The organism is Caenimonas aquaedulcis, from assembly GCF_015831345.1.
Lineage (GTDB): Bacteria > Pseudomonadota > Gammaproteobacteria > Burkholderiales > Burkholderiaceae_C > Ramlibacter > Ramlibacter aquaedulcis.
Map to the genome: position 1 here is coordinate 2,362,995 of NZ_JADWYS010000001.1, position 20,209 is coordinate 2,383,203.

17 protein-coding genes are annotated in these 20,209 nt (G+C 70.2%); 14 read left to right on the forward strand and 3 right to left on the reverse strand.

Features of this window, described 5'->3' with window-relative positions:
• The first annotated feature begins 2 nt into the window (after nt 1-2).
• The 14 genes from I5803_RS11330 (at nt 3) to I5803_RS11395 (ending at nt 10,860) form a co-directional block, all read left to right on the forward strand.
• On the forward strand, nt 3-746 hold the full coding sequence (locus I5803_RS11330) for a GNAT family N-acetyltransferase (RefSeq protein WP_196986465.1): 744 nt from the start codon (nt 3-5) through the stop codon (nt 744-746).
• Nucleotides 743-1,222 (forward strand): GNAT family N-acetyltransferase, encoded by a 480-nt coding sequence (locus I5803_RS11335; protein ID WP_196986466.1) that lies wholly within the window; start codon nt 743-745, stop codon nt 1,220-1,222. Before I5803_RS11330 ends, I5803_RS11335 begins: the two co-directional genes overlap by 4 nt.
• A 208-nt stretch (nt 1,223-1,430) precedes the next feature.
• Nucleotides 1,431-2,558: an efflux RND transporter periplasmic adaptor subunit gene (locus I5803_RS11340; protein ID WP_196986467.1), complete on the forward strand. Its 1,128-nt coding sequence runs from the start codon at nt 1,431-1,433 to the stop codon at nt 2,556-2,558.
• Nucleotides 2,559-2,573: 15 nt separating this feature from the next.
• Nucleotides 2,574-5,795, forward strand: coding sequence for an efflux RND transporter permease subunit (locus I5803_RS11345; protein ID WP_196986468.1), 3,222 nt, complete (start codon nt 2,574-2,576; stop codon nt 5,793-5,795).
• A gap of 4 nt (nt 5,796-5,799) precedes the next feature.
• Nucleotides 5,800-6,315 carry a hypothetical protein gene (locus I5803_RS11350; protein WP_196986469.1) on the forward strand — a complete coding sequence of 172 codons (516 nt, stop codon included), beginning with the start codon at nt 5,800-5,802 and terminating at the stop codon, nt 6,313-6,315.
• A 123-nt stretch (nt 6,316-6,438) separates the two neighbouring features.
• A complete protein-coding gene (locus I5803_RS11355; protein ID WP_196986470.1) occupies nt 6,439-6,828 on the forward strand; it encodes a GIY-YIG nuclease family protein in 390 nt (129 codons plus the stop codon).
• Nucleotides 6,825-7,259: a MarR family winged helix-turn-helix transcriptional regulator gene (locus I5803_RS11360; RefSeq protein WP_196986471.1), complete on the forward strand. Its 435-nt coding sequence runs from the start codon at nt 6,825-6,827 to the stop codon at nt 7,257-7,259. Before I5803_RS11355 ends, I5803_RS11360 begins: the two co-directional genes overlap by 4 nt.
• 41 nt (nt 7,260-7,300) lie before the next feature.
• Nucleotides 7,301-8,074 (forward strand): class I SAM-dependent methyltransferase, encoded by a 774-nt coding sequence (locus I5803_RS11365; RefSeq protein WP_196986472.1) that lies wholly within the window; start codon nt 7,301-7,303, stop codon nt 8,072-8,074.
• Entirely contained in the window at nt 8,074-8,319 is a 246-nt protein-coding gene (locus tag I5803_RS11370) for a DUF1653 domain-containing protein (protein WP_196986473.1), read from the forward strand. Before I5803_RS11365 ends, I5803_RS11370 begins: the two co-directional genes overlap by 1 nt.
• Nucleotides 8,320-8,323: 4 nt before the next feature.
• Nucleotides 8,324-8,692 (forward strand): hypothetical protein, encoded by a 369-nt coding sequence (locus tag I5803_RS11375; protein ID WP_354001651.1) that lies wholly within the window; start codon nt 8,324-8,326, stop codon nt 8,690-8,692.
• 7 nt (nt 8,693-8,699) lie between these two features.
• On the forward strand, nt 8,700-9,164 hold the full coding sequence (locus I5803_RS11380) for a GNAT family N-acetyltransferase (RefSeq protein ID WP_196986475.1): 465 nt from the start codon (nt 8,700-8,702) through the stop codon (nt 9,162-9,164).
• A gap of 22 nt (nt 9,165-9,186) precedes the next feature.
• On the forward strand, nt 9,187-9,801 hold the full coding sequence (locus I5803_RS11385; protein ID WP_196986476.1) for a LysE family translocator: 615 nt from the start codon (nt 9,187-9,189) through the stop codon (nt 9,799-9,801).
• 2 nt (nt 9,802-9,803) lie between these two features.
• Complete coding sequence (locus I5803_RS11390; RefSeq protein WP_196986477.1) at nt 9,804-10,238, forward strand: GFA family protein; 435 nt, start codon at nt 9,804-9,806, stop codon at nt 10,236-10,238.
• 85 nt (nt 10,239-10,323) lie between these two features.
• On the forward strand, nt 10,324-10,860 hold the full coding sequence (locus tag I5803_RS11395) for an MEDS domain-containing protein (protein WP_196986478.1): 537 nt from the start codon (nt 10,324-10,326) through the stop codon (nt 10,858-10,860).
• A gap of 7 nt (nt 10,861-10,867) precedes the next feature.
• Here the strand turns inward: I5803_RS11395 and I5803_RS11400 are convergent, their stop codons facing one another.
• The 3 genes from I5803_RS11400 to I5803_RS11410 are packed head-to-tail and all read right to left on the reverse strand — an operon-like array spanning nt 10,868 to nt 20,209.
• Nucleotides 10,868-11,245, reverse strand: a complete 378-nt coding sequence (locus I5803_RS11400; RefSeq protein WP_196986479.1) for a response regulator — start codon at nt 11,243-11,245, stop codon at nt 10,868-10,870.
• A gap of 60 nt (nt 11,246-11,305) precedes the next feature.
• Nucleotides 11,306-12,028 (reverse strand): GNAT family N-acetyltransferase, encoded by a 723-nt coding sequence (locus I5803_RS22420; protein ID WP_354001652.1) that lies wholly within the window; start codon nt 12,026-12,028, stop codon nt 11,306-11,308.
• Between the two features lie 21 nt (nt 12,029-12,049).
• Nucleotides 12,050-20,209 (reverse strand): GH36-type glycosyl hydrolase domain-containing protein, encoded by an 8,160-nt coding sequence (locus I5803_RS11410; RefSeq protein ID WP_196986480.1) that lies wholly within the window; start codon nt 20,207-20,209, stop codon nt 12,050-12,052.

Here is a 20,209-nt window from a genome sequence, read left to right on the forward strand (position 1 = left end):
GCATGGGTGCAGACGACATCGCCGCCATCGAGCGCGCCACCGTCGCCGCCGTGTCGCCGACCGCGCAGGAGGAACTCGCAGGCTGGCTGCTGCCCTTCGACGCGGGCGTCGTCAACCGCGCGAAGAGCGCCGTGCCGTTGTCGCACGACCCCCCGGCGCTGGACCTGATCGCAGCCATCGAGTCGCGCTACCTCGAGCGCGGGATGCGTCCCTTGCTGCGGCTGCCCGCCGTGGCGGCTTTCGACGCCTGCCGCGACGCCCTGGCCCGGCGCGGCTGGGCGGAAACCGGCAAGCCGGTGCACGTCCAGGTCGCCCCTGCCGCGGGCGTGCGCGCATTCACGCGCGAGCCGCCGGCGGACACCGATTCGCGGCCGGACCCGGGGTGGGCGTCGGTCTTCCTGGGCGAGGGGTTCGACCCCGTGGCGGGCGCCAGCCGCGTCGCGATCCTGAGCCGGGCGCCGGACGCGCTCTTCGCGAGCGTGCGCGAAAACGACGACACTGTCGCAGCCGGCATGGGCGCATACAGCCACGGATGGGCGAGCGTCCACGGCATGCGCACCGCGCAGCGCTGCAGGGGCCGCGGCCTGGCGGGCCGCGTGCTCGCCGCGCTGGCCCATGGCGCGCTCGCGCGCGGCATGGAGCGCATGTTCCTGCAGGTCGAAGCCGGCAACGATGCGGCGATTTCACTTTACCGCCGCGCGGGGTTTGCCACCGCGTGGAACTACAGCTACTGGACCCCCCGATGAATGCACCCCTCCACATCCGCAAGGCCCAGCCCCGCGATGCAGACACCATCGCCACCTTCAACGCCGCGATGGCGCTGGAAACCGAACACAAGCACCTCCTGCCCGAGCGGATCGGCGCCGGGGTGAGGCGGCTGCTGGGCGACCCCTCCCTGGGTTTCTACGTGGTGGCGGAGCGCGCCGGTGACGTCGTGGGCTGCCTGCTGGTCACCAACGAATGGAGCGACTGGCGCAACGGCCTCTTCTGGTGGATCCAGAGCGTCTACGTGGCCGAAAACGCGCGCCGCCAGGGCGTGTACCGCGCCATGTACGACCACATCCGCGAACTCGCCAGGGCCGACCCGGGCATCTGCGGCTTCCGGCTCTACGTGGAAAAGGACAACGCCCCCGCCCAGCGCACCTACCGGTCACTGGGGATGGCCGCGACGGACTACCTGATCTTCGAGGAATTGAAGCCGGGGGTGAAGTACTTCGCCTGAGGGGGCGATCTTCGCAAAAAACCCTCCAGGTACCCAAACGGCCCGGTTTATCCCGTCCGCCGGCATCCTGTCGCTTCCGCAGGCGGTTCGTCGCAAAATAGATGCCTTTCCGCCGGGGCGTGCGTACAGTCCGCCCCTGGCGCGGGCGGGACTCCAAAACAGGCCCTCCGCTATCTACACAGAGGTCAAAAACCTGGAGGGGTTCGACGTGCGTATTCTTTTCATTGCCCTGGCGGTCGCCGCCACGCTGGCCGGCTGCAACCGGGGCGCCGGTGCGGACGCCAAGGCCGCCACCACGCCGCAGGCGCTCCTGATCGCCCCCGAGGACGTCATCACCCTCAAGCCCTCCGCTGTGACGGCCGGGCCGCTCATCACCGGCAGCATCCAGCCCGACCGCCGGGCCGACCTGCGCGCGGAAGTCTCCGCCGTCGTCCTGGCGGTGCTCAAGGAAAACGGCCAGGCGGTCCAAAAGGGCGACCTGCTGGTGCGCCTGGACGACACCTCCATCCGCGACAGCCTGCTGTCCGCCCAGGAGGCCGAGCGTGCCGCCGGGCAGGCGTTCGACCAGGCCGAGCGCCAGTTCCAGCGCCTGAAGACGCTGCGCGAATCCGGCATGACCTCCGCGCAGCAGATGGAAGACGCCGAAATCCGCCGCAACACCACGCAAAGCGACCTGTCCGCCGCCAAGGCGCGCGTCGTGGGCGCCCGCCAGCAGTTGCAGCGCACCGAGGTGCGCGCGCCCTTCGACGGCATCGTGGCCGACCGCAAGGTCTCCGCCGGCGATACGGCGCAGGTCGGCAAGGAGCTCCTGAAGGTGATGGACCCGCGCAGCCTGCGGTTCGAGGGGCTCGTGTCCTCCGACGCGATCCAGTCGATCCGCGCCGGGCAGGCGGTGAGCTTCCGCGTCAACGGCTACGGCAGCCAGGACTTCAACGGCCGCGTGCGGCTGGTGTCGCCGACGGCCAATCCCACCACCCGGCAGGTCGAAGTGCTGGTGGACATCGCGGGCGACGCGCCTGCGCGCCTGGCCGGCCTCTACGCCGAGGGCCGCGTCGAGGCGTCCAGCAGCACGGCGCTCGTGATCCCGGCGTCCGCGCTGGTGCGCGAAGGCGACAAGTCCTGGGCCTGGCGCCTGCAGGGCAATGCGATCAGGAAGGTGGCGCTGACGGTGGGCGACCGCGACCCGCGCCGCGGCGACTACGTGGTCATCGCCGGCCTGGCCGACGGCGACCGGCTGCTGCGGCACCCGGGCGGCACGCTCAAGGACGGGCAGGCGGTGCAGGCCACGGCCTCGGCGGTGACGGCGTCCAACGCCGCGTCGTCGGCGGTGCGCTGAAGCGGAAGGCGCGCCATGTTCCTTTCCGACTTCTCGATCAAGCGGCCCGTCGCGACGGTCGTCATCATCCTCGGGCTCATGTGCCTGGGCCTGCTCGCGCTCAACAAGCTGCGCGTCAACGAGATCCCCGACGTGGAGCAGCCGGTGCTCTCCGTGGACATCAACTACCCCGGCGCCGCCCCCGAAACAGTCGAGCGCGAGATCATCAACCGCATCGAGAAATCGCTGCAGAGCATCACCGGCGTGTACGAGATCCGCTCCACCGCGAGCGACAGCAACGCGCGGATCATCGTCATCTTCAATTTCAACAAGAACATGATCGAGGCGTCCGACGAGGTGCGCAACGCGATCTCGACCGTGCGCTACAAGCTTCCCGTGGAAATGCGCGAGCCGGTGATCCGCCGGCGCGACCCCGGTGCCTTCCCGATCATGGACCTCGCGCTGTCGTCCACCTCGCTCAGCCACGCGGTGATCTCGCGCATGGCGGAAGACGAGCTGTCCGACAAGTTCCGCGGCATCGACGGCGTGTCGATCGTGAGCGTCAACGGCTCGCTCAAGCGACAGCTCTCCGTGCTGCTCAAGGCCGACCGCCTGCGCGAATACAACGTGTCGGTCGCCGAAGTTGTGCTCGCGCTGCAGAACCAGAACACCACGGCGCCCGTGGGCCGCATCATCGGGCCGCTGAAGGACCAGAGCATCCGCCTCGTCGGCCGCATCGAATCGCCGGCGGAGTTCGCGCAGATCATCGTCAAGCGGCGCGGCGACGAGATCGTGCGCCTCGGCCAGATCGCGAGCACGGTGGACGGCTTCGCCGAGCTCGACAGCTTCAGCGTGCGCAGCGCGCACCCCAACGTGAGCATCTCCATCACGCGCGCGCGCGACGCAAGCACGGTGGCCGTCGCGAAGAAGGTGCGCGAGATGACGGCGGAGATCAACAAGACCCTCCCCGCCGGCACCAAGCTGGAGATCACACGCGACGGCGGCGAGGACGCGCAGGACAACCTGAACAACGTGATCCACTCGCTCACGCTGGGCGCGCTGCTCACGATCTTCGTGGTGTACGTGTTCCTCAACTCGTGGCGCTCCACGCTGATCACCGCGCTCAGCCTGCCGACCTCCGCCATCGCCGCGTTCATCGCGGTGTGGCTGTGCGGCTTCACGCTCAACCTGATGACGCTGCTGGGCCTGTCGCTCGCGATCGGCGTGCTGATCGACGACGCGATCGTCGTGCGGGAGAACATCGTGCGGCACATGGAGCGCGGCGCGGACCGGCGCACCGCCGCGAGCGTGGGTACCGCCGAGATCGGCATGGCCGTCGCCGCGACGACCTTCTCGATCATCGCGATCTTCATCCCGGTCGCGTTCATGCCCGGCGTGGCCGGTGAATGGTTCCGCCCGTTCGCCCTCACCGTGGCGTGCTCGGTGCTGGTGAGCCTGTACATCTCCTTCACGCTCGACCCGATGCTCTCCGCCTACTGGGGCGACCCGGTGAGCCATAGCCAGCGCGAATACAAGGGCATCTCCCTGTACCTGAAGCGCTTCAACGAATGGTTCGACCACCAGGCCGACCGCTACGGCAACGTCATCGCCTGGGCGCTGCACCACCGCCGCTGGATGACGGTGGCGGCCGTCGGCAGCTTCGCCGCGGCCATCGGGCTGCACGCGTGGCTGGGCGGCTCGAGCTTCCTGCCGGTGCAGGACGCCGGTGTGATCGCCGTGGAGATCCGCACGCCCTCGTCGGCGAGCCTGGAATACACGCGCCTGAAGATCGAGAAGGCCGCCGAGCTCGCGCGCACGCTGCCCGAGACGGTGGCGACCAACAGCATCGTGAACATCGGCGGCGGCCGCGTCTACGTGGACATCGGCAAGCTCTCCGAGCGCAAGCGCAAGGCGCAGGCCATCGCGGTGGACCTGCGCAAGCTGATGGCGCAGCTCGTGGGCGCCGAATACACGGTGCAGGACGACCTGAACAACGGCACGCGAAAGCCGGTGCAGATCCAGTTCTATGGCGCCGACGCGCGCACGCTGCTGGGCCTCACCAACGCGTACATGGACCGGCTGCGCACGGTGCCCGGCGCGGTGGACGTGGGCCTGTCGGAAGCGAGCCCGAAGGACGAACTGAAGATCGAGCTGAACCGCGGTCTCGCGAACTCGCTGGGCATCTCCGTGAACGACGCGGCGCAGGCCCTGCGCGTGGCGTTCGCGGGCGTGGAGGTCGGCGACTGGGTCGACCCGACCGGCGAATCGCGCGACGTCGCGGTGCGGCTCGACCCCAAGGACCGCGTGGACGCCGAGAACATCGAGCGCCTGCCGATTGCCGTGGCCAACAGCAACATGGTCGTGCCGCTCAACCAGATCGCCACCATCACCATGGGCGAGGGCCCCGCGCAGATCCAGCACCTGAACAGCCGCCGCATGATCGCGGTGTCGGCCAACGCGCAGGGCCGCGCGTCGGGCGACGTCACGCAGGACGCGATGAAGCTCGCCAAGGCGATGGAATTCCCGCCCGGCTACGGCGTGGAACTGGGCGGCGCGGGCAAGGACCAGAAGGAAGTGTTCGGCGCGATGGGCACGGCCCTCGCGATGGGCGTGGGCCTCATGTACCTGATCCTCGTCGTGCAGTTCGGCTCCTTCACCGCGCCGCTGGCGGTGATGCTGTCGCTGCCCCTCAGCCTGATCGGCGTGGTGCTGGCCCTGCTCGTGACACACGCCACGCTCAACCTCATGAGCTTCATCGGCATCATCATGCTGATGGGCCTCGTCGCGAAGAACGCGATCCTGCTGCTGGACGCCGCGCGCAAACGCGAAGCCGAGGACGGCATGGGCCGCGAGGACGCGCTGATGGCGGCTGGCCGTGCGCGGCTGCGCCCGATCCTGATGACGACCTTCGCGCTGATCGCGGGCATGATGCCCGTCGCGATCGGCATCGGCGAAGGCGCGGATTTCTACCGCCCGCTCGCGATCGCGATCATCGGCGGCACGCTGACGGCGACGCTGCTCACGCTGCTGGTGGTGCCCGCGTTCTACGACAGCATCGAGATCGCGCGCGACCGCATGGTGGCGAAGTTTCAACGGCGCGCCGCGCGGCGCAACGCCATCGTGGCGTTCGCGCTCACGGCCGGCGAAGCGGTGCTCGCGCTGCTGATGCTGCGCGGCGCGTGGCGGGCGCTGCGACAGTGGCGCGGCGGCCGCGCCGCGGTGCCCCAGGGCGACGCCGCCGCGGTCGTGGGCAAGTAAGCGCTTGGCCGACAACGCCGCCGTCACCGAGGTCAAGGCCCGCGCGCGCATCCGGCTGAATGCGGCGCGCCGCGAGGACGCATCGCACGGCCTGCGCCTGCGCGACGAACTGATCGCCGTCTCGCGCGAGGCGGGCTTTCGCGATTGGGATCATGCGCGCAAGGTGCTCGGCGGCGATTCGGCGCACGGCGACGACATGGGCACCTTCTGGCACGCCCCGCGCTGCACGACGCTGTTCAACGAGTGGTTCGCGTCCTATGCGCCCGCGCTCGAGACGCAGGCGTCGCATCCCGGCAGCTTCGTGCTGCCCTACGGACGGCAATACGTCGTCGCCCGGGACGAATTCATCCGCGAACTCGCGCTCGACCCGGCCGACCCCTCCTGGGCCGAGATCGGCCGCGACCTGGTGCGTGGCTATGGCCGCCCCCCGTGGGTCGCACTCGCGCGGCAACGCCTGCGCGCGCCGCCGGACACTTTCGCGACACCCCGCCCTTCGCTACAATCGCGGCTCAGGCGCTGAGGGGCGCCTGCCCGCACAAGAGGCTCTCACCCTCCACAGTCTTCTCGATTCATTCGACCTGACGGCACCGTTGTTTCGTTGGCCAAGCGCGGGATTGGCCTCCAACGAACCAGGAGCTTTGTCATGGCGAATCCCGCCCCCTCATCCCCGTCCGCGCGCCGCGAACTCTCGCGCCACTACAAGGACAACCCGCCGCCCGCCGGCGTGTTCGCAATACGCAACCTCGACGACCACCGCGTGTACGTGAACGGCAGCATGAACGTCGATGGCGCGATGAACCGCGCGCGCTTCGAACTCACGATGCGAGGCCACCGCAACAAGGCGCTGCAGGCCGACTGGCTGCGCCTGGGCGCGGAGCGGTTCAGCTTCGAGATCGTCGACACCGTGAAGAAGCGTGAGGAGCCGGGGTTCGACGCCGCGGCCGAACTCGAGGGACTGCTGGCGATGTGGCGGCAGGAACTCGGAAGCTGGGCCCCGGCCGGCTACAACGAGCGCGAAGGAGTGTCCGCATGAAGCCCGACGCGATGGCCCTGTGCATGCAGGTGTGCGACGCCTATGCCCGCCTCATGCTCAAGCTCGATGACGTGCTCGGCACGATGCATGGACTGGGCCTGGCTGAATTCCGCCTGCTGCGCGCGTTGGCCAGTGCGCCGCAGGAACGGCTGCCGGTCGCGGCGCTGGTCTCGCCCATGGGCGTGCGCTTGTCGGGGGTCACGCGGCAACTCATGCCGCTGGAGAAAACCGGCCAGCTCAGGCGCGAGTCAGGCACCGACGGCAAGCGCTATGCCGTGCTGCTGCCCGGCGGCAAGCGCGCCGTGCGCGAAGCGGAAGTCACGGCGGAGGCGATCTGCGCCGAGGCGCTGGCGGAAGGGCCGGCGGCGAACGCGGCGGTCCTGCGTGACATCCTGCAACGACTGTGCGATGCCCCTGCCTTGCGCCTTTGAACTTGCATGGTGCACGCGGGGACTGCATGATCCTGCGCATCATGAGCACGACCACCGACGTCCATTCCGCCGCCCGCGAAGGCTTCGCCCGGGAGGCGGGCACCTACAGCCGCGGCCGTCCCGACTATCCGCCCGAACTGCAGGCCTGGCTCGAGGAGACCCTCGCGTTGGGCCCGGGCCGGCGCGTCGCCGATGTGGGCGCGGGCACGGGCAAGTTCTGCAAGCTGCTCAGCGCCACGGGCGCGCAGGTGCTGGCGATCGAACCGGTGGACGAGATGCGCGCGGAAGCCGCGAAGCTCCCCGGCGTCGTGGCGCTGGCCGGGACCGCGCAGGCGCTGCCGGTGGCGGACGCGTCGCTCGATGCGATCGTCTGCGCGCAGGCCTTCCACTGGTTTGCCACGACCGACGTGCTGGATGAATTCGCGCGCGCGCTGAAGCCCGGCGGGCGTCTCGGCCTCGTCTGGAACGTGCGCGACGAATCGGTGGACTGGGTGCGCGCGATCACCGAACTCATCACGCCCTACGAGGGCGATGCGCCACGCTTCTACAAAGGCGACTGGAAGAAGCCCTTCCCGCATCCGCGCTTCGGCCCGCTGCGCGAGACGGCGTTCGCGTACGAGCACGTGGGCAGCGCGCAGCAGGTGGTCATCGACCGGTTCATGAGCGTGAGTTTCCTCGCGGCGCTGCCCCCGGCCGGGAAGGCGCACGTCCAGGCGGAGCTGGAACAGCTCGTCGCGACGCACCCGGCGCTGCAAGGCCGGGCGGAGTTGCGTTTCCCTTACCGCACGCTGGCGTTCGCCGCCGTGAAGAACTGATGTCAGCGCCCGGTGACGATCTCCCTCCCCTGCCCGCCACGCCCGCGGGCCGCTACCGCCACTACAAAGGCGGTGACTACGAAGTGGTCGGCGGCGCGCGCCACAGCGAAACGCTGGAGCCGCTGGTGGTCTACCGCCCGCTCTACAACGCATCCGGCCTGTGGGTGAGGCCGCACGCGATGTTCTTCGGCGACGTCGAAGTGGATGGCGTGCGGCAGCCGCGCTTTGCGCCCGTGGGCGGCTGAGCGGGTGAGCCAGTCCGTCTTCACCGAGGTCGAGTTCTGGGCGCTGGTCGCCCTGTCGCTGGTGGTGCCCGTCGCCATCTACGGCGCGATGCTCGTGCGCAAGGCCATCTCTGCCTACACGGTGCTCGGCCTGGGTTTGCTCCTCGTCGCGTTGTCGGCCGTGGACATCTACCTGCTGCAGCACGTGGCCGCCGCCGCGAAGCTCACGCCGTCGCTGGCCGACGATGCCGTCTTCCTCTCCGAACTCTCGCTCGCGCTCTACCTGCTGCCCGCCCTCTTCGGCGGCATCGGCATCAACCTGGTCTCCCACGTGCTCGTGCGCCACCTGGAGCAGGCCGAGGCAAAATACCAGCGCGACCATCCGGACACCTGAAGCCACCATGCGCATCGAAGTCGACGACCTCACCCGCCCGCAAGTCCACGCGCTGCTCGAGGAGCACCTGGCGAACATGTACGAGCTCTCGCCGCCCGAGAACGTGTTCGCCCTCGACCTGTCGAAACTGCGCGCGCCGGGCATCACCTTCTGGTCCGTGTGGGACGGGGAAGACCTCATCGGATGCGGCGCGCTCAAGGAGCTCTCGCCCACCCAAGGGGAGATCAAGTCCATGCGCACGCCGGCCGCGATGCGCCGGCGCGGTGCGGGCCGCGCAGTGCTGGAGCACATCCTGTCCGTGGCGCGCGAACGCCGCTACGACAGGCTCAGCCTGGAGACGGGGTCGCATCCCGCCTTCGAGCCCGCGCACCGGCTCTACCGCAGTGTCGGCTTCACCGAATGCGGCCCCTTCGGCAGCTACGCGGAAGACCCCCACAGCGTCTTCATGACGCTGGAACTTCCGAAACCATGATGGCTTTCAACCGGAGAGGTCCATGATCACGCTCGAGTTCCTCATCACCTCGCTCATCGTCGTGCTGATTCCCGGGCCCGGCGTGATCCACACCGTGTCCACCGGCATCATGCAGGGGCGCCGCGCCAGCATCTTCGCCGCGCTCGGATGCACCGCGGGCATCGTGCCGCACCTGGCCGCGACCGTGCTGGGCCTGGCCGCGGTGATGCACGCGAGCGCGGTGGCCTTCCATGTGCTGAAGTACGCGGGTGTCGCCTACCTCTTCTACGTCGCCTGGCAAACCTGGCGCGACAAATCGGCCTTCGCGGTGGACGGCAGCGTGGCGCGCGCCTCGTCGGTCGGATTGGTGGTCAAGGCCTTCCTCATCAACATCCTGAACCCCAAGCTCACCATCTTCTTCCTCGCCTTCCTGCCGCAGTTCGTCGATCCCGCGCGGGGCGATGCGCTGGTGCAGCTGCTCGTGCTGAGCGCGGTGTTCATGGCGATGACCTTCGCCGTGTTCGTGGTCTACGGCGTCGTCGCCCATGCCTTCCGCGCGGTGGTGATGGAGTCGGCGCGCGTGCAGGGCTGGCTGCGCAACGGTTTCGCGGCGGCGTTTGCGGGCCTGGGCGCCAAGCTGGCCCTGACGGACAAATAGCCATGCGGATCCCCGGTCGCTGCCATTGCGGCAACATTTCCTTCCAGCTCGACTGGACACCGGAGCCTGCGGAAATCCCCGCGCGGGCGTGCACCTGCTCCTTCTGCACCAAGCACGGCGGCGTCTGGACGTCCTGCCCGACCGGCGCGCTCACCGTCCACGTCAGCCATCCGGAGCGCGTCTCGCGCTACGCCTTCGGCACGAAAACCGCCACCTTCCACATCTGTTCGGAATGCGGCGTGGTGCCGGTCGTGACCTCGGAGATCGACGGCAAGCTCTACGCGGTGGTGAGCGTCCACGCCTTCGAGGGCGTCGACCCTGCGTTGCTGCGGCATGCGCCCGCCAGCTTCGACGGAGAGGACGAAGCGTCGCGCCTCGCGCGGCGCGCGCGCAACTGGATCGGCGACGTGCGCTACACGGAAGGCGCCCCCGCATGACCGCCGGCTGACGGGACGAATGCTGCATCGCGGAATCGCTCCGCTCCTACAGGCCGCCAGCGCGGGCCCTTCCAGAATCAGCGCCATGACCTCCCCCGCCCTGCCCTTTCGCGACAGCGTCCGGTTCTACGACCAGGACGCCCAGCTCGTTTCCATGCTGGTGGACTACGTGGGCCCCGCCCTGCGGGAAGGCCGGCACGCGTTCGTGATCGCGCGGCCGGGCATCGCGCATGCGGTGTCCGTGCGATTGCATCGCGAATACCTGCGCGGCGGCGCGGCCGTGGGGGTGCTCTCGCTCATCGATGCGCGCTCCACGCTCGACCAGGTGCTGGTGGAAGGCTGGCCCGATGCCGCCGCCTTCGACCGCCATGTGGGTTCGCTCGTGCGCATGGCCGCGGCCGAGGGCCGGCCCGCTGTCGCGTTCGGCGAAATGGTCTCGCTGCTGTGGGACGACGGCAAACCCGAAGCGGCGCTGCGGCTCGAAGCCCTGTGGAACGACCTGCAGAACCAGGGCGCCTTCTCGCTCATGTGCGCCTATCCCGCGCGCCTCTTCAACCACGTGGAGGGCGATGCGCCCTATGCGCCGGTGCTGGGCCGGCAACGCGAAGCGCTGGCCGCCTGAACGCCCTTCAGGCGAGCGCGCCGCAAAATTCCATGAAGGCCGGCATGTCCGATTTCGGGATGGCCGCGTCCGCGCCGAGCTTCAGGCAGTACTTCGAGATGCCTTCGGTGACGTAGTCGCTGAACACGACCACCTTCGAGGCACTGGGGCGTCCCTTCGTCCGCGCGATGACACCCATGCCGGTGCCCTGCTCGAGCACGAGGTCCACCACCGCGAGGTCCCACTTGCCCTGGTTCTCGGTCAGCCACAGGATGGCTTCCGCCTCGGTCCCGGCCGATGCGACGACGACGAAGTTGCCCATGCTCCTGAGCAGATCTTCGATCACACCTTTCAACTGGTTCATGTCTTCCACGAGGAAGACCCTCACCGCCTTGCGCTTCTCCATCCCCCGATGTTAATTGGATGTGCGCGGGCCCGCCTCATCCTTTCCGGCTTTTATTTCACCTCATCCCATGGATGAGCTGGGCGCCACCACGCGCACCGGGCACTCGCGGTGGATGCGAAAACCCATGCGCGCGTACAGGCCGTGCGCACCGTTGTTGGACCGCATCACGTGCAGGAAGGATTGCTCGCCGCGCGCCATCTGCCGGCGCACCACGTGGTTCACGAGCAGGCGCGCGAGCCCGCGGCCCTGCGCCTGCGGATGCGTGCACACGCCGCTCACTTCGCGCACCCCCGCCGCCTGCACGCGCTCGCCGCACATCGCGATGAGGCGCCCGTCCTCGAAGACGCCGAAATACTCCCCGAGCTCCGGCGTGCGCGGGCCGAAGGGACCCGGCTGCGTGAGGGCCGCGAGCTCGGCCGCCAGCGGCGCGTGCCCAGGCTGCAGCCGCTCGATGCGCGGGTCGTGCACCGCATCGGGCACGGGTGCATCCCACACCATCTGGTACATGGTCGCCTCGGCCTCGACGGTCCAGCCCGCAGGCGGCGGGCCCGTCCAGTCCGCGCAGTAGAAATGCTCCCCCGGCTCGCAGTAAGGCGCCAGCGCGTCGAAGTCCGGCTGCTGTGCATCCCGGAAGCCGACGATGGGTGAGAAGCCGCGCGCGAAGCGCCGCGCGCCGCCGGCGCCGCTCGCGAATTTCGCCTGCGGCCCGGTGAGGGCGTTCCAGAAGATGTTGTCGAGCACCTGCACGAGCGCAACGATACGCGAGCCGGGGCCGCCTTGCACGCGGCCGGCTCGCGCCGCGCTTCAGGGCTCCTGGCGCACCGTGTCGGCAGGCGCAGGCACCTCTCTCGGCGCCGGTGTGACGAGGATGGTCGAGCGCTGCGGCAGCTCGTCCAGTTCGATCCATTCCCCGCTGCGCACCTGCTTCTGCGGACCCGATACATTGCCCGGGGGCGGCACCGTGCCGTCGGCACGCCACGCGAGCGTCACCCAGCGGCCGGCCAGCCGCAGCACGATCTCGAAGCGCGGCCAGTGGCCCGGCACCCGCGGCTCCAGGCGCACCGCGCCGGGGCGCACCGTGAGGCCCAGCAGCGTCTCCACCGAGGCGCGGTAGAGCCACGCGGCCGAGCCCGTGTACCAGCTCCAGCCGCCGCGGCCAATGTAGGGCGGCGCGCTGTAGATGTCGCCCGCCATCACGTAGGGCTCCAGTTCGTAGGCCTGGCCGAGCGCCGCGTTCTGCCAGCGGTGCGCGGGACTGAGCGCCTCGAAGCTCTTCCACGCGCCGTCGTGGTCGCCGGTGAGGGCCTGCGCCATCATCGCCCACACCGCGGCATGCGAATACTGGCCGCCGTTCTCGCGCACGCCGGGCGGGTAGGCCTGGATGTAGCCCGGGTTGTTGGCCGAATGCTGCAGCGGCGGATGCAGCAGGCGCAGCAGGTTCGCTTCGCGGTCGATGAGGTGCGTGCCCAACGACGCCATCGCCTTGGCCGTGTACTGCGGCTCCGACGCGCCCGAAAGCACCGACCAGGCCTGCGCGATCAGGTCGATGCGGCATTCCTCGTTCGCGCTCGCGCCCAGCGGCGCGCCGTTGTCGAAGAACGCGCGGCGGAACCATTCGCCGTCCCACGCGGGACCGTGCAGCGCCTCGATCCAGCCCTTGCGCGCCGTGCCCCAGCGCTGCGCGCGCTCGGCCTCGCCGCGGGCGGTGGCGGTGGGCGCGAATTTCTCGACCACGCTGCACAGGAACCACGCGAGCCACACGGACTCGCCCTTGCCCTCGTGGCCGACGCGGTTCATGCCGTCGTTCCAGTCGCCTGTGCCCATGTGCGGCAGGCCGTGCACGCCGGTCGCGAGGCTCTTGTCGATGGTGCGCGCGCAGTGCTCGTACAGCGTCGCGCCTTCGGACGCCTGCTGCGGCACGTAGTACGCGTCTTCCGCGCCCTCGGGAATCTGCGGGCCGTCCAGGAAGCCCACGCGCTCGTCGAGGATCGTCAGGTCGCCGGTCACATCGAGGTAGTGCGCCGTCGCATAGGGCAGCCAAAGCAGGTCGTCGGAGAAGTGCGTGCGCACGCCCTCGCCGCCCGGCGCGTGCCACCAGTGCTGCACGTCGCCTTCGGGGAACTGGCGGGACGCATTGAGCAGGATCTGGTCGCGCAGGCGCTTGGGCGCGGCCGTCGCGAGCGCCATCGCGTCCTGCAGCTGGTCGCGAAAGCCGTAGGCGCCGCCGGCCTGGTAGAAGCCGGCCTTGGACCACAAGCGGCATGTCACGGTCTGGTACAGCAGCCAGCGGTTGACGAGCGCGTCGAAGGCCGGATCGGGCGTGCGCACCTGCACGGCGCCCAGCAGCTGCGTCCACTGCTCGCGCACGTGCGACAGCGCCATCGCGGCGTCGCGGCCGATCCACTTGCGCGCGAGCTGCAGCGCGCCTTCCTCGCTCGTCGCATGCCCGAGCACGAAGACGACCGTGATGCTGGCGCCCCGGTCGAGCTCGACGTCGTGCGCGATCGCGGAGGCCGGATCGCCCGCGCCGCGCCGCTTGCCCAGCACGTCGGGCAGCACGAGCCGGCCGGAGTCGTCGAAGAACTCCGAGCGGTCGCAGGTCCAGCGCATGCGCGTTTCGCCGCCGGCCAGGGCGAGGAACCCGGTGCAGCCGCCGAAGCCCGCGCGCGCCTGCCGCTGGCGCGCGAAGAGGACCGACATGTCGTCTTCCTTCCAGGTGTGGACGGTGCGGCGGTCGGCGAGGCCCGCGCCCATCATCCACTCGACCAGCGCGACCGCGCGCAGCTTGCGGGCACGCGGGCTTTCGTTGGTGATGCGGATGGAGACGAGCTTCACCGGATCCTGCGTGTCCGCGAGGAAGGTCGTCTCCAGCATGAGCCCGTTCTGCGAGGTCTCGAAGGTGCTGTAGCCCTGGCCATGGCGCACCACGTGGTGCGAGAGCGCGTTGCCCTCCAGCCCCGGGAAGAGCGCGATGCATTCGCGCGTGTCCAGGTCCTGCAGGAGCCAGTGCTCCGGTGTGGGGTCGGTCACCGCGTCGTTGGACCAGCGCGTGAGCTGGTGCAGGCGGCTGTTGATCGCCCACGTGTAGCCGCTGCCGCGCTCGGACACCTGGAAGCCGAAACTCGGGTTGGCGATCACGTTGACCCACGGGCGCGGCGTCGCCTGGCCCGGACGCAGCGCGAGGCGGTATTCGCCGCTGCCGGGGTCGAAGGAGCCGAGCGTGGGCGCCCCGGCCGCGGCGCGCCAGCCGCCGCTCGTGGGCACGCGGCCGGGCACGAGCGTGGGCGACAGCGCCTCGCGCCATGCGGCCAGCTGCACTTCCAGCGGGCGGCCGTCGGCGTTGAGCACCAGGCGCGCCAGCGAGGCGAGCGCGCCCTTTTCCGCGTCGCTCACTTCCTGGTCGCGCAGCACGAAGAGCCCGCCCGCCTCGCCGCCATACACCTTCTGCTGCATGCTCTGCTGCAGGCGGTCGCGCAGCTGCTGGATGTCGCGCTGCAGCGGCATCTGGTAGGAGTTGGGCTCGCCGTTCAGCAGCACGAGGTCGACCGCGAGGCCGCCGAAGTTCCACCACGACTGCGCGCGCATGAGCGCGTGCACGAGCGGCATGCCGTGCGCCGAATGGATGCGCACCAGCACGATGGGCTTGTCGCCCGAGATGCTGAAGCGCCAGAGCAGCCGCTGGTCCACCGGCTGGCGATCGGACACGAGCCGCGGCGCGGTGTACATGAGCGCCGTGGTGAGGTCCTGCAGCGACGAGGTGAGCTCGGGCGAGAGCGCCAGATCGCGCAGGCGCACCTGCGCGAGCGTGGCCGCCATGCGCATCGCGCGCTGGATGTGCGTGGGCTGCAGGTAGGTGTCGATGCGGCTCGCGAGCTCCTCGGCGCTCGTCGCGGCCATGGTCGCGAAGTGCAGGCGGGCCGACGCGCCGGGCGGGATGCGCAGCGTGATGCGCAGGCTCGCGACCGGATCGAGCCCGTTGACCGGTTGCCCCGGCGCGCTGAAGGCCTGCGGCTGCATGAGCGGCGCGCTCATGTCGCGCTGGCGGCCGAGGAAGGCGCGCCGGTCCGCGGTGCAGGTGACCGATTCGATGTGTCCCTCGAACGATGCCAGCATGTGCGCGGCGCATGCGGCCTCGCCGCTGCCCAGCCGCGGCTTGCGCACGAAGGTCATCGCGTTCCACTCCTCGTGCCAGCGCGTCTCGACGAAGAGGTTGGAGAACGCGGGGTGCGCTTCGTCGGCGCGGTGGTCGGCCAGGGCGACTTCGAAGCAGGACACGAGCTCGCAGCGGATCTCGCGGCGGCCGCTGTTGTGGATCGCGACGGTGCGCAGTTCCGTATCGTCCTCCGGGCTCACCACCACGGTGACGAGCGAGGAGATCTCGCCGCCGCGCGCGTCGTACTGCACGCGGTCGGCCATGAAGCGCGCGTTGTACAGCCAGCCCGGGCCCGGTGCGGGAACGGCGGTGAGCGAGATCGGCGGCTCGCCCGCGGTGCGCAGGTAGAAGAAGGTGCCGTAGCCATCGCGCGCAAGGTCGTCGCGCCAGCGCGAGACGTGCTTGCCGCGCCAGCGGCTCACGCCGGCGCCGTTGGCGCGCAGCGCGACGCTGTAGCTGCCGTTGGACAGGAGGTGCGTGGGCTTCCAGCCGCGGATCTGCGGGTCGACCTCGCGCGCCTGCATCGGCAGCTGCTGGCGCTCGCCCTGGCCCGCGGGCAGGCGGCGTGGATCCGGCGTGCGCGAGATGAGCCGCGGGGTGCATTCGTGCAGCAGTGCCTCGTGCGCCTGCACCACCGGCGAGGCGCGGAACCAGCGCCGCGGGGCGCTCGCGCGCAGCAGGTTGCACAGCGACACGAGCGACATGCCGTGGTGGTGCGCCATGAAGGTTTCCACCAGGCTGAAGCCGCGGTCGTCGCCCTGGCGCGCGGCGGTGAAGTCCAGCGACTCGTAGAAGCCGAACTCGCCGCGCCCGCCCAGCGCATCGATCGCGCGCAGGTTGGTGAGCGCCGCGGAAGGCTCGAACATCGCGGCCATCAAGGTCGCATAGGGCGCGACGACGCGGTCCGTCGCGGGCGTGCGGCGCAAGGCGAGACGCGGCACGCCGAAGGGGCCGTACTGGAAGGCCAGCGTGTGGTCCTGCGCGAAGTACGCCGACTCCGACACGCCCCAGGGCAGGCCTTGCGCCACGCCGAACGCCTGCTGCTCCGTGATCGCCGCGCGCGCGGCGACGTCGATCAGGCTGCCGCGCGGCTCGGGCATCACGAGCGAGGGCATGAGGTACTCGAACATCGAGCCGGACCAGGACTTCAGGCTGGGCGCCTCGCCCACGGTGAGGAAGGGCCGTCCGAGCGCCGTCCAGTGCCGCCGCGAGACGTCGCCCTTGGCGATCGCGAGGAAGCTCGTGAGGCGGCATTCGGACGCGAGCAGGTCGTAGTGGCTCGGGTCGAGCTCGTCCTCGTGCACGCGCAGGCCGATGTGGAAGAGGTGCCGCCGCGCGTCGTAGAGCGGGCGGAAATCCATCTCGTCGTACAGGCGCCGGCAGCGGGCGGCGATGTCCAGCCAGTCCTGCGACAGCTCGGGGCCGCTGATCTCCCGCGACGCTTCTTCGCACGCCTGCGCCACGGTGAGCAGCAGGCCCGCGAAGTTGCCGCTGTCCACGGTCGACACGTACGCGGGCAGCAGCACCTGCAGCGTCGTCGTGTCGTACCAGTTCATGAGGTGGCCGTGATGGCGCTCGAGCCTTTCGATGGAACCCAGCGTCGCGCGCAGCCGCTGCACGGCATCGCGCGCGCCGACCCAGCCGAACTCGCGCGCGCAGTGCACGGCCAGCATGTACAGCCCGATGTTGGTGGGCGAGGTGCGGTGCGCGATGGTCGCCTCCGGCACCATCTGCAGGTTGTCCGGCGGCAGGTGGTTGTCCTTGGCGGTCACCACGCGCTCGAAGAAACGCCAGGTGTCGTGCGCGATCGCGAGCAGTTCGCGATGCTCCTCGCTGCCTTCCACCGGCGGGGCCTGCGCGGGGCGCGGCAGGCTGGACACCCACTCGAGCACGGGCGCCAGCGCCCAGGTGAGAAAGATCACCACGCCGGCCACCGGGTGGGGCCCGTTCATCGCCAGCAGCGCCAGCACCAGGCAGGCGATCGACACCGGGGCGTCATGGCGAAGGAAGGCCGCGAGCTGCGTGCCGGCGGCGGCGCTGGCCTGCTCGGCCGTGGTCCACTCCAGCAGGCGGCGGCGGCTCACGCCGATGCGCCAGAGGGTGCGCAGCACCGCGCCGAGCAACAGCCGCGCGTTGGCCGCGAGTTCCACGAACTGCCATCCGGCCGCGGCCAGCGTGAGGTAGAGCTGCCGCAGGCCGACGCCGAAGAAGTGGCGCCACGCGATGCCGCGCCGCAACGGCACGAGGCCCGCGAGCGATCCGAGCAGCGGCCCGGCGAGCAAGGCGCCCACCGTCATCCACAGCACGGCGGCCAGCGGGATGGCGCTGCTGAACACCGCCCAGCCGATCAACGCGCAGCACGCCGGCAGGACCAGCGAGCGGCGCAGGTTGTCCGTCATCTTCCACAGGCCGAGGTCGTCGATGCCGTGCCGCTTCGCGCGCAGCATCAGCGGCAGCAGCTGCCAATCGCCGCGCGTCCAGCGGTGCAGGCGCGACGCCGCCACCGACGGGTGGCTCGGGTGGTCCTCGATCAGCACCACGTCGCTCACGTAGGCGCAGCGCGCGATCGTTCCTTCGAGCAGGTCATGGCTGAGCACGGCTTCCTTGGGCAAGCGCCTGTCCAGCGCGGCGTGCATCGCCTCGACGTGGATAAGTCCCTTGCCGCTGAAGTTGCCCTCGCCGAAGAGGTCCTGGTAGACGTCGGAGGCGCTCTGGCTGTACGGGTCGATGCCGCACTGCCCGGCGAAGAGCTTGTGAAAGAGCGTGCGCTCCGGGTCCTCCGGCAGCGGGGCCACCACGCGCGGCTGCAGGATGCCGTAGCCCGCGACGACGCGCCGTTTCTCTTCGTCGAATCGCGGCGCGTTGAGCGGGTGGGCGGCAACGGAGACGAGCTCGCGCAGGGCGCCGGGGGGCAGGCCCGTGTCGCTGTCCAGCGTGAGCAGGTAACGGATGCCGTCCATCGGCGACTGCGCCGGTGCGACCGGCAGGAAGCCTGAGGCGTCGCCGCGCGCGAGCCAGCGCACCAGCATTTCCAGCTTGCCGCGCTTGCGCTCCCAGCCCAGCCACGCCTGCTGCGTCTCGCACCACTCGCGCCCGCGGTGCAGGAGCAGGAAGCGGTCGCGCATGCCTTGCGCGGCGGGGTAGCGCGCGTTCAGCTGGTCGATCGCGCGCCGCGCGTATTGCAGCAGGTCGGCATCGTTGGGCGCGGTGGCCTCCGGCGCGTCGGCCCAGTCGGTGACGAGCGCGAACTGCGCCTGCAGTTCGCGGTTGGAGAGCCAGTGCAGCTCCAGCCGGTGCACGAGGCGATCGATCGACGCGGGCGAAGTGAGCAGCGAGGGCATCGCCACCATCGCGCGATGCTCCTGCGGGATGCCGCCGCCGAAGTCCAGCCGCGGCAGGTAGTTCACGCGCACCGATTCCGCGAGCATGCGGTGCACGAAGGACGCCGCCGCCTCCGAGGCCGGCAGCATCAGCAGCGCGATCGCGACCCCCCACGCCCAGCCGCTGCCGGCCATGTGGTGCAGGCCCACCATCATCACGAAGGAGGTCGCCACCACGATGGCGGCGATGTAGGCGAAGAGGCGCCAGTCGCGGTGCTGCCGCCTCGGCGCATGCTGCGGCAAGCCGAGCGCCCCGGCGAGCTCGCCGCGGCCCGGGCCGATGAGGTAGTAGCCCGCGGTCTGCTGCACCGGCTGGTCCAGCGGCGCCGCCTGCGCGAGCGCCACGGCGCGCTCGGCCACGACGCGCTCGCTCAGGGCGCAGCGCTTGGCCAGGCGCTCCATCGCGTGCGTGATGAGCTTGCGCGTCATCTCGCTCTCGCGGCGGAAGCTGGGGAGGCGGTCGAGCACGCGCAGCGAGCGGCTGAGCGGCTCGATCACTTCGATCCACTCCACGTGCCCGATCATGCGCAGCGTCGTGATGATGTTGCTGACGGTGAGGTTGGACGCCACCTGCGCGGCCTGGCTCTCCAGGGTCAGCGCGGGGCCGTCGCCGCAATGGCGGTCGACCCACGCGAAGACCGGCGAGGGATCCTCTTCGTCCCGCAGCGCGGGCGCGCGCTGCCACAGCTGCGTGAGGAAGGGGCGCTCGATGCCGCGCTCGCGCATCAGCAGGCGCAGCTTGTCCAGCTCCTCGCCCGTGGGCGGCGTCTCGCTGTCCCACACCGCGTGCGCGGCCTCGCGGGCCACCTTGCCGAACGCGATGTCGTCGGCGACGCGCCGCAGGTTCTCCAGCAGGACGACGCGCAGGGTGGTGGGCATGGCCCACAACTCCGAGAGCCGCAGCTCGCTCACCTCCTGGTAGGCGTTCAGCAGCGCGGTGAAGGTGGCGGGATCGAAGACGCTGTCCGTGTGGGCGACGTACGCCCACGCGATGCCGTAGACGCGCGGCAGGCCCTCGAGCGGCGGGGAGTTGAGCTTGGGCAGCTCCGCGTAGTAGCGGCGCGGCACGCCCTCGCGGATCTCCAGCATCTGGGCTTCGACCAGGTGGAAATTGTCGAGCAGCCACTCGGCCGCGGGGGTGACGTACTGGCCGCCCTGCGAGGTCGCGGCGATGTAGTCGTAGGACGCGCGCAGCGACTCGATGTTCTCGGTGACCCGCGGAAAGAAAGCGCCGCGCGCGGCACGCCAGGCGGTGGCGGGCGACTCATCGACGGTCTGCGCCCGCGCGAGGCTCAGGCCGTGCTCTTCGAAGCGGTGCAGCCCGAAGAGTTCGGACCGGATGGGAGGTTCGGCTCGCTCGGGAGACGAAAGCAGCAGGTTCCTGGCGAAAGGGGAGAGCGAAGGGAGCCGGTCGACGACGGCGGAGTTCAC